Annotated in this window: 11 protein-coding genes; 5 read left to right on the forward strand and 6 right to left on the reverse strand. The window is 41.6% G+C overall.

Features of this window, described 5'->3' with window-relative positions; genetic code table 11:
* Positions 1–218 precede the first annotated feature (218 nt).
* The 5 genes from H6F44_RS01980 to H6F44_RS02000 all read left to right on the forward strand — a co-directional run bounded on the left by H6F44_RS01980 (position 219) and on the right by H6F44_RS02000 (position 7,943).
* A complete protein-coding gene (locus H6F44_RS01980) occupies positions 219–2,561 on the forward strand; it encodes an FtsB family cell division protein (protein ID WP_190349245.1) in 2,343 nt (780 codons plus the stop codon).
* 85 nt (positions 2,562–2,646) lie between these two features.
* Positions 2,647–2,994 (forward strand): nucleotidyltransferase domain-containing protein, encoded by a 348-nt coding sequence (locus H6F44_RS01985; protein ID WP_190349246.1) that lies wholly within the window; start codon positions 2,647–2,649, stop codon positions 2,992–2,994.
* A gap of 481 nt (positions 2,995–3,475) precedes the next feature.
* Complete coding sequence (locus H6F44_RS01990; RefSeq protein WP_190349247.1) at positions 3,476–4,924, forward strand: uracil-xanthine permease family protein; 1,449 nt, start codon at positions 3,476–3,478, stop codon at positions 4,922–4,924.
* A 176-nt stretch (positions 4,925–5,100) separates the two neighbouring features.
* On the forward strand, positions 5,101–6,135 hold the full coding sequence (locus H6F44_RS01995; RefSeq protein ID WP_190349248.1) for a J domain-containing protein: 1,035 nt from the start codon (positions 5,101–5,103) through the stop codon (positions 6,133–6,135).
* A 128-nt stretch (positions 6,136–6,263) separates the two neighbouring features.
* A complete protein-coding gene (locus tag H6F44_RS02000; protein ID WP_190349354.1) occupies positions 6,264–7,943 on the forward strand; it encodes a diflavin flavoprotein in 1,680 nt (559 codons plus the stop codon).
* A gap of 34 nt (positions 7,944–7,977) precedes the next feature.
* Here H6F44_RS02000 and H6F44_RS02005 read toward each other — a convergent pair whose 3' ends face one another.
* From H6F44_RS02005 to H6F44_RS02030, 6 genes are all read right to left on the reverse strand, one after another.
* Positions 7,978–9,105: a glycosyltransferase family 4 protein gene (locus tag H6F44_RS02005; protein WP_190349249.1), complete on the reverse strand. Its 1,128-nt coding sequence runs from the start codon at positions 9,103–9,105 to the stop codon at positions 7,978–7,980.
* 39 nt (positions 9,106–9,144) lie between these two features.
* Complete coding sequence (locus tag H6F44_RS02010) at positions 9,145–10,044, reverse strand: Rpn family recombination-promoting nuclease/putative transposase (RefSeq protein ID WP_190349250.1); 900 nt, start codon at positions 10,042–10,044, stop codon at positions 9,145–9,147.
* Between the two features lie 220 nt (positions 10,045–10,264).
* Positions 10,265–11,623: a 5-histidylcysteine sulfoxide synthase gene (gene ovoA / locus H6F44_RS02015; RefSeq protein WP_190349251.1), complete on the reverse strand. Its 1,359-nt coding sequence runs from the start codon at positions 11,621–11,623 to the stop codon at positions 10,265–10,267.
* 47 nt (positions 11,624–11,670) lie between these two features.
* Positions 11,671–12,693: an L-histidine N(alpha)-methyltransferase gene (gene egtD, locus H6F44_RS02020; protein ID WP_190349252.1), complete on the reverse strand. Its 1,023-nt coding sequence runs from the start codon at positions 12,691–12,693 to the stop codon at positions 11,671–11,673.
* An 81-nt stretch (positions 12,694–12,774) separates the two neighbouring features.
* Positions 12,775–13,248 (reverse strand): TspO/MBR family protein, encoded by a 474-nt coding sequence (locus H6F44_RS02025; RefSeq protein WP_190349253.1) that lies wholly within the window; start codon positions 13,246–13,248, stop codon positions 12,775–12,777.
* A 68-nt stretch (positions 13,249–13,316) separates the two neighbouring features.
* On the reverse strand, positions 13,317–13,817 hold the full coding sequence (locus tag H6F44_RS02030) for a thiol-disulfide oxidoreductase DCC family protein (protein ID WP_190349254.1): 501 nt from the start codon (positions 13,815–13,817) through the stop codon (positions 13,317–13,319).
* Positions 13,818–13,824: the final 7 nt, after the last annotated feature.

The following is a 13,824-nucleotide window of genomic DNA, read 5'->3' on the forward strand; positions in this document are numbered from 1 at the left end:
AATCCATGCAATGTTCCAAAGATCTTACGTTTGCGTACAGCTTTTCTTAATAATTCCCCATCGCTAAGTATTTCTACTTAGCGCAAACTTGGGATGCTCCCGTTTATTATAGTGTCTCTGACAAAGAAATACCCCTAGAAATTGATGGTTTGAGTTTAAGGGTTTGTAGCATACAGAAATGCACAATTGAATCAGATAATTCATTTGAATTTATCTCATTGAAAGGCTTAGATGGTGAAATAGCCATACCCGTAAGTCAGAAAGAAAACAAAATATTTATAGGCGAATTATCTCAAGATAAAGTTCCAAAGATTTTTTGTGACTTTCCTTTAGTAGGAAGTGAGAAGTTTGGCATCCCTTTCTTTGTTAATAGTTCCTACTTCTATCCTACAGAACCAAGAGATGGTGTTTTTTTGACAGACAAAAAAACGACTAAAATCAACCTCAATAAGCAAATCTTAAAAACATTAACTACTTACTATATCCATTTGATTGATTTTGCTGCAATTGAAAAATGGGAAAACTTATATCAACTTGCAAACATTTATATGCCTCTTGAAACATATTGGCTTTCTACTCAATGGTACAAAGAAAACATTTTAAAGCCTATACAAGATAAAGTTTACATTACTGCCTTAGTGAGAAAGCAGAATGGATCATATGTTTCACTCAAAAATGAAGATAACTCCATCATTGTAGACATTCCTTTTGATAAAAGTAAGGAGATTAGACACGCAATATGGGATTTAGTTGCTGATGTCAAGTTTTTCATCCTACCTGCCAAAACTCATATTGATGAATGGTATAAAATCTTTAAACATAATATTTGGGATGATTCTCACCGGCTAACCGTATCTCGACTGTCTGAATATATCTCTAGTAATTGCACAAAACTAGATGATTTACAAGAAGTATTTGAAATAGATTTACCTATCGAGTGGTTAAATCTATACTTCTCTCTTCTAGAAATTGCGGAAGATAAAAATATTATTTCTTTTTTGCAAAATGGAGAATATAAATTAGTTCCTAATCAATATGGTGAATTTTGTCTCCCAAATGATTTATATAATGATACTGGCATTGAAGCATCTTTGAAAGATATTGGTTCTCAACTTGTTACAGACTATTATGAAATTCTCTGTAACACTTCAGTAAAAATTTCATGCTTTTTAAAAACAAAATCTCAAAAAGATGTTATTGAAGAAATTAATAATTATCTTATTTCTGAAGATACAAATGAAGATGACAAGAGGATTGCAGTATATTCACTGACTTCACTGTTTCCACCAGTTGAAACTACACTCTATCAAACCAAGAATCTTATATTTGAGATTTCAAAAAAAGTATTTAAAGATCACACATTTGAAAAACAATTTATCGATAAGTGGAGTCCAGATATTTGGGAAATCTCAGACAAAATACAGGTAGAGTATATTACATTTGACATCTCTGAGTACGAAAACCTGCTAAATCTCAGCAACGCATTATCAGAAAGTAACGCTCAAGTTCGTGAATGGTTATCTGTCTTTGTTGGCTTAATTGTTGAACAAAATTGGAATTATTTGCTTATAGATGACAGTCCTATTGTTCCTAATCAAAATGGAACTTTTTGCGATATTAACGACTTATTTGCAGAGGGAGAACCGATTGATGAGTCTCTCAAGAATATCGCTCTTCAGTTGAGAAGGGATTTTAGAGACGAACTGATTGATATTGCATTTAAAGTAAAGATTCCTAAAAATCGTCATAAATTCCAGAAGGACATTGCTATAGAAATTAGAAGTCTTGTAACTCCTCTATTGTCAGAAGTCAGTCGTAAGCCGCAAACTCAAAGTATTTTCAATGAGTTGATTATCTGGATGGATAGCAATCAAGATCTTGCTAAAGAGCTTTTTGAAGATTTATTTGAAAATCGCCATAAGTTATATGATGATGCTGAGGTCGCAAGCAATTTGCGTAAGGTTCGTGACTTAGAGAGAGAAATAATTAATTTACGTCAAACTAATTCTAATTTAAAAAATGAAAATGATCAACTAAAAGCTGAGATAGAAAAGCTTAAAGAAAATATTGATACATCTGACAGAAAAGATATTTCTTTGGCTATGAAAGAAATTGATGAAGACTTCCTAATTGCATATGGTGTTACTAATATTGATCAGATAAATAGTATCATCAGCGATCCTCGTATATCTCAAAAATATATCCTTTCATTTCAAGCATTTGACATGGTTTCTAAGCTTCAATATGTCCTAGAAATCATAGAAAGAGCCAAGATTAATGTTAGACAATATTTAGAGTCTCACGCTGAATATGACTGTAGTGGTTGGTATGAGGTTGGAACTACTCATATCACAGGAATCCTTAAACATCATCAAAAAATTGATATTATCGTAAGACCTTCAGACAATAAAAAGATTGTATTTTATTATCCAGATGAAACCCAAACCCTTTCACTTAGTAATTCTGAGCTATGGGTTGAAGATGGTAATAGTAATCCTCAACAAATAACACTTGGAGTTGTATTGCAAATTGAAGGAATTGAATGTCTCTACTTGAGATAAATATTTTAGTAAACACGATCGCTAAGTATTTGGAGTAGCGTTAAATTTATCAGAGAATGGTTGAGATGAATAAATGCAAAAGATAATGAATCATACACTTACCGCATCTCGATTAATTAACGATTGCCAGATCGAAGCATTGTCCAAACAAATTGCCGAAAAATTTTCACCAGAAAAAATCATTCTATTTGGTTCCTATGCCTATGGAGTCCCCCATGATAGTTCCGATGTCGATCTTTTAATTGTCATGGAATTTACTGGGCGCAAACTCGAAAAAAGAATGGAAATCTGGAGACAAGTACAACCAACATTTGCTACGGATTTGATTATCAGATCGCCTAGTGAAATGATTTGGCGATACGAGCAATTCGATCCTTTAGTAAGAAATGCAGTTGACTTTGGCAAGGTGCTTTATGAACGAAATAATTCTTGAGTGGATAACTAAAGCTGATGCTGAAATCTGTATTGATATTTGCGATCGCTTGCTTAATCAGATTTTGGTAGCTTTACAAATGTAAAGCTTAGTTCTTTAGACAACTAAATCAAATTATTGCCGCTCTGTCATTTTGGGGCGAGGCGATCTATGCGATCGCGGCTCGTACTTAACAAGTGGCAAGGCAGACGCACATAAAGGATGCGATCGCTGTCTGTGTTCGTAATATCAGCCACAAGATGCGGCTGATAAGCTAGCGATTTTGCAATGGTCGCGAAATGTCGCTTTGACTATAGAGATGCGACATTTAGAGAATTACACAGTCCAGAGAAGATTGACGCAAATTTCCCCAACTATGGGCTTATTTTTGGGCTTATTTTGCAAAATCCCCCACAGTATTGTAGTGATTCTAGCGGAATTATATTTAGCGTTTGTATACAGTATACAAACTAAAATCTTTATATAACTTAATTAGAAAGCTATGGACTCAGATCAAGAGCTAACCCCAGTTGACAGCTTGGGCAATGATTTGGACAGCGATATTACCGAAACTGCGGTGGTGACTAAATCTGGACTAATCTATGGTCTAAATGACAAGCCCCCTATAGCAGAAGCCATTTTTGTAGCTTTTCAGCATGTCCTCGCTTCTTTTGTTGGTATTATCACCCCGCCAATTATTATCTGTTCCAGCCTTGGTCTAGATGCAGCCAATACTAGTTATTTAATCAGTATGTCTTTGTTTGCGTCAGGAATCTGTACCTTTATTCAATGCAAAAGAATTGGTCCTATCGGGTCAGGATTATTGAGCCTTCAAGGCACTAGTTTCGCATTTTTAGGTCCTATTTTGGGAATTGGAGCCGCCGCTAAAGCCTCAGGAGGCTCCCCAGAACAAGCTCTCGCCCTTATTTTCGGGGTTTGTCTTTTCGGCTCATTTGTAGAAATTATATTGAGTCAATTCCTACATCTCCTCGACAAAATTATTACCCCCGTTGTCTCTGGCACGGTAGTTATGATTATTGGCTTAGGCTTGATCAAAACTGGCATGATTAGCCTCGCAGGTGGTGAAATATCTCGAAAAACTGGCACCTTTGGTAGTTCTCAAAACCTCATGTTAGGAGGGGCAGTATTGTTGATTGTGGTGGTGCTTACACTGTCTAAAAATCGATTCTTAAGGATGGGTTCGATCGCGATCGGGTTAGCGGTAGGTTTCATTGCTTCATTGTTTCTTGGGATCGTTAACTTTAGCGACCTGAACCAACTGCCATTTTTTAGAATGCCTCTACCCTTCCGCTATGGCATTAGTTTTGACTTTGGCACTTTTCTCCCATTCATTCTGCTTTATGTACTTACTGCAATTGAGACTGTTGGTGACTTGACCGCTACCTCTGCTGTTTCTGGCGAACCCGTCAAAGGTGGTGTATATATCCGCCGTATTAGGGGTGGTGTTTTAGGTGATGGCATTAACTCTCTAATTGCGGCTGTACTAAATACATTTCCCAATACTACCTTTAGTCAAAATAACGGCGTGATTCAAATGACAGGCGTAGGTAGTCGCTATGTTGGTTTCTTTGTTGCAGGAATCTTTGTGATTTTGGGATTATTGCCAATTATCGGTGGTGTTTTTCAGGCAATTCCGCAACCTGTTTTGGGCGGTGCAACTTTAGTAATGTTTGGCTCGATCGCTGTGGCAGGACTAAACATTGTCGTATCAGCAGGTCTAGATCGCCGTTCAATGATTATTGTCGCAGTTTCCCTTGGCTTGGGTTTAGGAGTAGTTTTTGCTCCTGAGATTTTTGATGGCAAGTTACCAATTTTCAAAAATCTATTTGGTTCTGCAATTTCGACTGGTGGACTAACCGCAATGTTGCTGAGCTGGCTGTTACCCAATGTAGAAGACGATGTGGCGATCGCGCAGGAAAATCCTGGTTAGACCTCCTGCAAAATCCCAAGACAAAATAAAGACATGGGGAGTTTTCGTGAAGCTTTGCTTAGTAAGTCATTCTAAAAATTCCCTTTCTTGCAAATTAATAGTAAAATTCTGGACTGTGATAAGCTCCTGCACCTATCCGTTCATTCACTCATTTGTCATTCACTCATTTGATATCTATGGCGCGAAAACCTAAAACTAAAACCTCGGCTGTACCCACTGATAGTAATCTAGGGCTTTCAGATTTGCGACTGCGCCTTAATTTTTTAGAAAAGGAAAATGAGAAACTGCTCAAGCAAATTGAGACTAATCGAAAAAAGTTAGATCAATTTAATGAAAGTATCCAAGAGCTTGGGGTGCAGATTGCGGAGCGCCTAGCCCCATTTCGGCAGAAGATGGTGGAACTCGATCAGGAAATTCACGAGGTTTTTCAAGAAATTTTGGATGGCAGAAAGTTGGGCAAGAAGACCCGCAAGGACATTACAACGGTTTACTACAACCTGCAAATGCAGGGATTGATTTCGATGAAAAAATTACCTTTTGACTTTAAGGTAATGAATGATGACGATGATCCCGATGCCTTTGATGGGGAAAATGTGGGGGATGGGCAATGGCAGGGGCGATCGCCAGATCAATTTCCTGAAGAGTTAAATAAGCCAAACCGTGAAGAGCAAAAAAAGATTCGGCAACTTTTCTTGAGATTAGCCGATCGCTTTCACCCCGATAAGGTCACGGATGAAACCGAGAAAGCTTTTCGGACGGAGATCATGAAGGAAATTAATATGGCTTATCAAAATGCCGACCTCGCCACATTATTGGCGATCGAAAAGCAGCAGGAACTAGAATTGCTGATCGATCACGATAGTTCCGATGATTTAACCCGTCATTGTGCCAAGGTCGAGTCGGAAAATAATTTCTTAAAAAATCAGCTAGAAGAAGTTAAGCGCAAACTCAAGCTCACTAAGAAATCACAACAAGGTGAGATCACTGCCACCTTTCAGAAAATCAGTAAGTATGGTGGTGATCCCATTGCCGATGCGCTGCTGGAAGTGGAAGTACAGGTTGGAGCGATGGAAGAGATCCATAAATTTGTCCGCGATTTTCGCGATCGCCGCATGACGATCAAGGATTTTCTGAAGGGACCGCAATCTCTTCAGCCCGTTGAAATGACCGAAGAAGAGTTAATGATGGAATTTTTATCCCAATTTCGATAGGCAATCGCTAAGTGTCGGCACTAGAATATAGGTAGAAAAACCTAAGTAATGGAGGCAAGACCTTGGTAGTTGCAGTTGAAAAGCCATCGGGCAGAATTGGGGATCAACCTATAGAGCGTCGCCTCTCGATGCAGGTTGTAGATATTGCGGCTGACACCACAACGCTGCGATCGCTGGACTGGGATCGAGATCGCTTTGATATTGAATTTGGTTTACAAAATGGCACTACCTATAATTCCTATATTATTCGTGGTGAGAAATTAGCCCTCGTGGATACCTCCCATGCCAAATTTCGAGAGTTATATCTGCAAACCCTCAAGGGACAGATCGATCCCAGCCAGATTGAGTATCTGGTGATCAGCCACACCGAGCCTGATCATAGCGGCTTAGTCAAGGAAATTTTAGCCCTCGCGCCCAATGTCACGGTGGTTGCGAGTAAAGTGGCGTTACAATTTTTAAACGATCTGGTGCATCATCCTTTTAAGCAACTGGTGGTCAAAAACGGCGATCAAATCGATTTGGGTAAGGGGCATATTTTGCAGTTTGTCAGTGCGCCCAACTTGCATTGGCCAGATACGATGATGACCTTTGATCATGGCACGGCAATTCTTTATACCTGTGATATTTTTGGGATGCACTATTGCAGTGATGCCACCTATGACACAGACCTCAAACGCATTAGCCCCGACTATCGTTTTTATTATGAATGTTTAATGGCTCCCAATGCTCGCTCTGTGATTGCGGCAATGAAGCGGATGGATGAGCTGCCACAAGCGGCGATCGTGGCAAATGGTCATGGTCCTTTATTGCGGCACAATGTCAAGGAACTGACGGAAAATTATCGCCAATGGAGCCAAGCCCAAACTAAGGGCGAAACCAATGTGGTGGTTTGCTATGTGTCCGACTATGGCTATGGCGATCGCCTATCGCAATCGATCGCCCGTGGCATTGCCAAAACAGGTGTGGCGGTGGAAATGGCGGATCTCAAAGCGATCGACTTGCAGGAATTGCGTGAGTTAGTTGGTCACGCGGCAGGGGTGGTAGTATGCACGCCTCCCGCAGGCAATAGCCATGTGGAAACAGCGATCGGCGCGATATTGGCGGCGACCACGGCCAAGCAGGTGGTTGGGCTATATGAACCCCATGGCGCTCTGGATACTTCCATTGATTTATTGAGCAATCGGTTTAAGGATTTGGGCGTGGTCAATGCTTTCCCGCCAATTCTGGTGCGTGATACCCCCAATGAAGCCACTTACCAACTTTGTGATGAGGCAGGGACTGATTTGGGGCAGATGCTCACTCGCAAGCAGAATATTAAGCAGCTTAAGGCGATCGATGCCGATCTTGATAAAGCCATTGGGCGCATTGCTGGCGGTCTGTATATTATTTCCGCAGCCAAGGGGGGCGCTCGCAGTGCCATGTTAGCCTCTTGGGTGGCACAGGCAAGCTTCAAACCCCTTGGCTTTACGGTAGCAGTGGCGAAGGATCGGGCGATCGAGTCCTTTATGCAGGTAGGCGATCGCTTTGTTTTGAATGTGCTTGAGGATGGCAACTACACCAAATTAATGCAGCATTTCCTCAAGCGATTTGCCCCAGGGGCTGACCGTTTTGAAGGGATCAAAACTCAGCTATCTTCCTTTGGTGCGCCCATTCTCACCGATGCCCTTGCCTTTATCGAGTGCGAAGTAAACAGTCGGATGGAATGTAGTGATCATTGGATTATCTATGCGATCGCTCAAGAAGGGCGGGTATCAAAGTCTGACACGCTCACTGCCGCGCACCATCGCAAGGTTGGCAATCACTATTAACCATATGTGCAAGTAGGGGCAGAACTCCATAGGCTTAGTGGACAGTAAGTAAGTACTGCTCATAAAGTGTGGCTGTCTTATTGAGCATGGTTTCACTAGAAAATATTTGACAGTAACGGTCATAGCCGTTTTGGGCAAAGCGATCGCGCAGTTCAGCATTGTCAATCAATTGGCGCAGTTTAAGAGCTAACTGTTCAGGATCACGGGGCGGCACAATAAAACCAGTTTCGTGATCGCTGACCTGTTCAGCAAGTCCGCCGACATTAGTAACAACTACAGGTTTTCTTTGAGACATGGCTTCGGCACAGACTAGCCCAAATGGTTCTTGAAGAGAAGGTAGCGTAAAAATATCAAATAGCTGCATCAAATTTGGCAAGTCATCAATATAGCCTGCAAAAATTACGCGATCGCTAATTCCTAAATCCTGCGCCTCTTGTTTGAGTGAAGTTTCTAAATCGCCAGTACCCGCAATTACTAACCGTAATTCCTGCTCCCCTCCCCCATTGGGAGAGGGGGTGAGGGCGGCAAAGGCTTTTAGTAAATAAGTTAGCCCTTTGGCTTCATTTAAACGGGCGGCTGTGCCGAGAATAATTTGCTTTGCGGGATCGAGGTTAAATCTTTGGGCAAATTCTATGGATTTGTTTGCATCTAGACTCGGCTCTTTAACACCGTTATAAATTAAATTGAGTTTTTTGGCATTTAACCCTAATTCTTTGAGAATTAAATATTCGGCTTCACATACGCTGATCACTTGACTAGCAAAGAGATTGCTAAACCAACAGGATAATTGATAGCTGATTTTGGCGCTATCGCCATGATAGCCATGCACAGTAAAAATAATTGGTACTTTTTTTAAAACTAATTTGACAGGAATCATTAATTCATGGGCGGCATGGACATGGATTAAGTCGATCGCCTGTTCTTGATTAATTTCTTTGATGCCCTTAATTAGTTCGGGCAAGCCTTTAAAAAAATTAAATTCTAAGCGCGTAAACTCCCGTTGCAAAATTGGCAAGCACCGAAATTGCGGTGCGCCTTTACCATCGGGGGCAAGTAAAGAGATTTTGTAGCGATCGCCTAGCCCTTCAATGAGGCTAAGCGCCTGTTTTTCTGTGCCGCCTTGATTGAGGTAGGGCAGGATAAAGAGAAGATGTTTTTTCACTCTTGCTATAAGCGGTATTTACTGAAGTCAACAAAAAATTTAGACATTTCTAAGTTTAGCAATTTCCGCCACACTCAGCCCCGAAACCTGACTAATTGCCTCATCATCAAGCACATCTAGCAACTTACGCGCCATTTCTAGCTTAGCGATCGCTTTACCCTCCTCTAGTCCTTCCTGTCTTCCCTCTTGTCTTCCCTCTTCTTTTCCTTCATCTCTAGCTGTTTCGATGACTCCATTCATATCGCGATAATACTTTAAACTGTTTTCATAAGCTTCTCTTTCAGCCTGAGAAAACTTGGCAATCTGGGCAACTTCAAATAGTTGCAAGAATACATTTTCCTGTAATGCTAAGGGCGGCTCGTCCAAGTCAGGTAGATGTTTCAGTAGAAATAGCCACTTCTCAAAATGATTGCTTAGTTGATCGATGCTCTTTTGGAACTTGGGTAATTCTAGATAAATAAACTTTAATTTTTCATAAAATACTTTGCAATCTTGGTCTTTCAATTCCACAATATGTAAAAAGCTATCATCATCTTTATCTTCGTCAAAAACAAAGTCTAAAATGCCGATGGTATAAACTGGGTTGAGTTTATAGTTCCAATTTCCTTGTTGGGCTTGTTCTTGAATGGGAAAAGATGCGTAATAAATACTTCTATCTTTAAAGTAATTATGTTTGGCTTTTTGCATCTCAACGATAAATTTCTCGCCCTTTTCGCTTTGGCAATATAGGTCAAAGATGGCTTTGCGGTCAAGTGGAGTATTGCCAAGATTTTCGGTGCTGTGATAGGTCAGATCTTGAACTCGATGCTGGGGTGGCAAGATTACATTAAGGAAGTCAATCAATATATTTTTGTTCGGCTCGCTTCCAAATAGGCGCTTGAAGCCAAAGTCGGTAAGGGGGTTGATGTAGCGATCGCCGCTAAGTGGTGGATAGAACATGATCATTTTAGGGCAACGATTTATTAATCAATTCTAACAGGTAACTAATTGACTAATAAACTTGCGATCGCGCCGAAGGGGGAGAAATTAAGGGCAACAACGCGCAGGAATTTCTGCCACGTAATATCCATAGGACTTACGCAAGAGACCTTGAAATCCTGATTCAAGCGTAGGGGCAATTCATGAATTACCCCCTACTTTTGGTTATGCAGGCGCTAATTTAGCGCAAATCGCTGTGAGTTGCCAGCCTAAAGCCTGCGTGTTGATAGAAATGGGGACGAAACCAGTTGCGATAATATCTACCTGACTCTGTGCCATTAGTAATCCATGAGCCACCCGCCATCATGTAATGCTGCTGATCAAAATAAGGCATGGAATAGTTGCTGTATAGGTGATGAGGTTGATAGCCATCCAGGGGAGTGAGATGATCGCTAAGCCATTGCCAAACATTACCCCGCAGGTCATGCAGTCCCACATTGGTTGCTAGTTGATTAACGGGTTGCGGTGAACCATAGCGGAGGTTGAGATTATAGTCTTCGTGGGCGGCGGCGAGATCGCTATTGCCATAGGTCGCAAGCCGCCATTCTGCTTCACTCATGAGTCTGAGAGGCAATCCCCAACGATCGCTTTGCCAGCGACAATAGGCGATCGCCTCATAATAATTAACTTCCACAGGGAAGTCTAAGGGAAGTTCAATCTCATCAAACATGGCTCTGTATAGATAATGATCGCCTTGGGCAATCCAAAAGCGCGGATGTTGAACTTGATGATTTACCTTCCATTGCCATGCCGTTTCCGACCAAAAATCTGGATTTTCATAGCCTCCAGCCTCTACGAATTCCTGAAACTCAGCATTAGTAACTAGATATTTACTGGCAGCAAAGGGGGCAACTGTTACGAGGCGATCGCCATATTCAATATCCCAACCATAGGTATAGTCATTCTGGGGTTTTCCTAATTTGACGATGCCGCCATCAATGGAAATCATCGGATTGGCAAGCCTTGAATTTTTAGGGTTGTTGCTAGGGGCATATTGCCAATGTTTAGGGCGCTGCAACTTCTCTATGGGCAATTGCCGCAACAACATTGATGAAGTCTCAATGTGAATATATTGATGCTCGATCGCCATCATCAAAGCCCATAGAGGATGCTCAAAGTCAATCGCCGCCGTATCGGTAAGATTCTCAATTAACTCACTAATACATTCATAAACCTGTTGGCGATAAGTCCATACCTGCTCCACTGCGGCTTGACGCAAATTCGCAAATATACCTTGGATATCTTCGGGCTTTTCAGGATCAACGCCGATCTCAAAGAGAACTTCAAAATCAGGGTTAATTCTCTTGGGCAACAAATCAACGCACACTAATTTGTTGATATAGAAGACTGCGGAATGTCCTAAATAGAAGATTAATAAATTCCGTAAAGGATCAGGATTGATATAGAAAGTATCAGGCTCAATAATACTTTTCAATAAATCAGTTTCAATTTGCCATGCCCTTTGAAAATATTGCAGAATATCTTGGCGATCGCATTTATGCAGATTTGGCGGTTGAATATCGGGATAGATGGAATTCATGGATTATTTGCGACTAGCATCGCTCAGAATATTTGACAAGCGAGATCTCATAGCTGGCAGAGGACTAATCCAAACAGTTGTTGCGGATCGGTCCAAATTTTTAATGTTTGTAACCCCTGCGATCGCAGTTGCTGCTGCAATGCTTCTAAATCAAATTTGCGTGATATCTCCGTAAGAATGCTTTCCCCCGCTTGAAACGAAACTTGCAGATCGAGAATTTCTAGATTGACCTGATGCTGCGCTTGACTGTGCAAATACATCTCAATTTGATGCTTAGATTCATTGTAAACTGCCTGATGTCGAAAAAGTTGCAGATCGAAGTTCCCTTGAAAGCGCCAATTTAAATGGGCAAGTATATTCAAATTAAAAGCTGCCGTCACCCCCTGACTGTCATTGTAAGCTGCTTCCAAAATATGCTTGGGCTTTTGCAAATCGATTCCCAATAAAAAATAGTCGCCTTGCTTAAGTGCATGGGCGACTTGATCGAAAAATGTGTTAGCGTCAGATTCTGTAAAGTTGCCAATGGAACTACCTAGAAAGAAAACCATGCGCGATCGCCCATGATTTTTGCCCAAATACATTAAGGCTTCTTCGTAGGTGGCAATTAAGCCCTCTAGGGTCAGGTCGGGATATTGTTGCTGCAACTGCAAAACGGTCGTTTTGAGAATGCCCCCACTCACATCAATGGGAATGTAACTAAAGGCATCGGCTAGGTCGCTGTGGGCAGCAATTTTTTGATAGGCGCTCAATAGATAATGCGTCTTCGTTGAGCTACCACTTCCCAACTCCACCAATTCACAACATCCCGTTAATTGAGCAATTTCATCGGCATATTGTTCTAAAATCGCCGCCTCGGTGCGTGTGGGATAATATTCTGGCAGCCCGCAAATATCCTCAAATAGCTGCGAACCGCGATCGTCATAGAAATACTTGGGCGGTAAATTTTTGGGAATGCCCGTCAGTCCCTTAATCACATCACCCCCATCTTCGGATTGCCGATTGTTAGCATCCCTGTCCACATCATTCACTATACTAAGAGAATGCAGGTTTCGCAGATTTTTAACTGTCATGATCAGATTTTAATTAAATTTGCCTCTGGATAAATTTAATTATATAGCTGTCTCTACTGACATTAACAACGTTTTGCATCGCTATTCGCTGGGTGGATTTAGCCTTGCCATCACCCATGTCACATAGGTTCCCACTGGACTCCATAGCAAATAGGGCATTAGTAACCATCCTGATATGGTTGATATTTGCCAAACCTGCACAGTTAATATTAGTCCCAAGAAAAAGCCGATCGCCCCCACCAAAGCTCCAATCCTAACATTGCGTAATCTGGTCATCACTGGCGTGTAAAGCAACACTGCAATTTCCACGATCGCATAGCCGAGCATCAGCCACCAAATCAGATTAGCGGGAGATGTAGATTGCCATAGATAAGTTGCGGAGGTGATGCCACAGATGAAAATACTAATCCAGATTACAGGTATGAAGCGCTCAAAGGTTAGCCAGCGCGGGCGACGCAATCGCATAAACCATTTGTAATCACTGGGAAATAGTTGATTGAGGGCCAAGCCAATCAAAAAGGTAACCGCAGCGATCGCCAGCCATGTCCCAATCATTGTTATTTCCTAGTTATTCTTAAATCTTTTTTTAATTGTGTTGTGGCCGCAAAGCGGCCACAACACAACTACACATTACAGCGATCGCCACAGTCCTGAGCCGCCAATCTTGCCGCCCTTTCTGCCATCACTGTCTGCAAGCTACCCCGCCCCGTCAATAGCAATCGATAGTCAGCCCAAATGCCATAGATAGCATCAGCCAACCAACCAACTAGGGGCAGTTTTGTCACTGCATAAATCCAACCGATGCCCAGAATGTCGTAAATACGGCGAAAAACTTCCACATTTGCCACCACCGTACCATCAGCAAGAATGCCATGGATTCTGCCCATCGCCGTTGCAAAGTCGATTCCTGCATTGTCCGCAGGCTCATAGTCATCGGCGGCAATATCTACAAATTTCACTAAACCGCGATCGCGATCTTGCCTTTTTAAAAAATTCACCTCGCGTACACACAAAGGGCAAGCACCATCAAATAGAAGCTTGATCTGCCAATTGTCGGGGTTTGGCGTGGATTTTGCTGCGGTTTTTGGGGAGGCAACATCAGTAATATTTGAGGATGGCAACATAGGATTG

This window comes from Pseudanabaena cinerea FACHB-1277, from assembly GCF_014696345.1.
Taxonomy (GTDB): Bacteria; Cyanobacteriota; Cyanobacteriia; order Pseudanabaenales; family Pseudanabaenaceae; genus Pseudanabaena; species Pseudanabaena cinerea.

Bases quoted from the DNA above. Each gene is read 5' to 3' on its own strand.
- H6F44_RS02030 (WP_190349254.1), bottom strand. From the start codon at position 13,817: ATGTTGCCATCCTCAAATATTACTGATGTTGCCTCCCCAAAAACCGCA.
- egtD (WP_190349252.1), bottom strand. From the start codon at position 12,693: ATGACAGTTAAAAATCTGCGAAACCTGCATTCTCTTAGTATAGTGAAT.
- H6F44_RS01985 (WP_190349246.1), top strand. From the start codon at position 2,647: ATGAATCATACACTTACCGCATCTCGATTAATTAACGATTGCCAGATC.
- H6F44_RS01990 (WP_190349247.1), top strand. From the start codon at position 3,476: ATGGACTCAGATCAAGAGCTAACCCCAGTTGACAGCTTGGGCAATGAT.
- H6F44_RS02000 (WP_190349354.1), top strand. From the start codon at position 6,264: ATGCAGGTTGTAGATATTGCGGCTGACACCACAACGCTGCGATCGCTG.
- H6F44_RS01995 (WP_190349248.1), top strand. From the start codon at position 5,101: ATGGCGCGAAAACCTAAAACTAAAACCTCGGCTGTACCCACTGATAGT.
- H6F44_RS02010 (WP_190349250.1), bottom strand. From the start codon at position 10,044: ATGTTCTATCCACCACTTAGCGGCGATCGCTACATCAACCCCCTTACC.
- ovoA (WP_190349251.1), bottom strand. From the start codon at position 11,623: ATGAATTCCATCTATCCCGATATTCAACCGCCAAATCTGCATAAATGC.
- H6F44_RS02025 (WP_190349253.1), bottom strand. From the start codon at position 13,248: ATGATTGGGACATGGCTGGCGATCGCTGCGGTTACCTTTTTGATTGGC.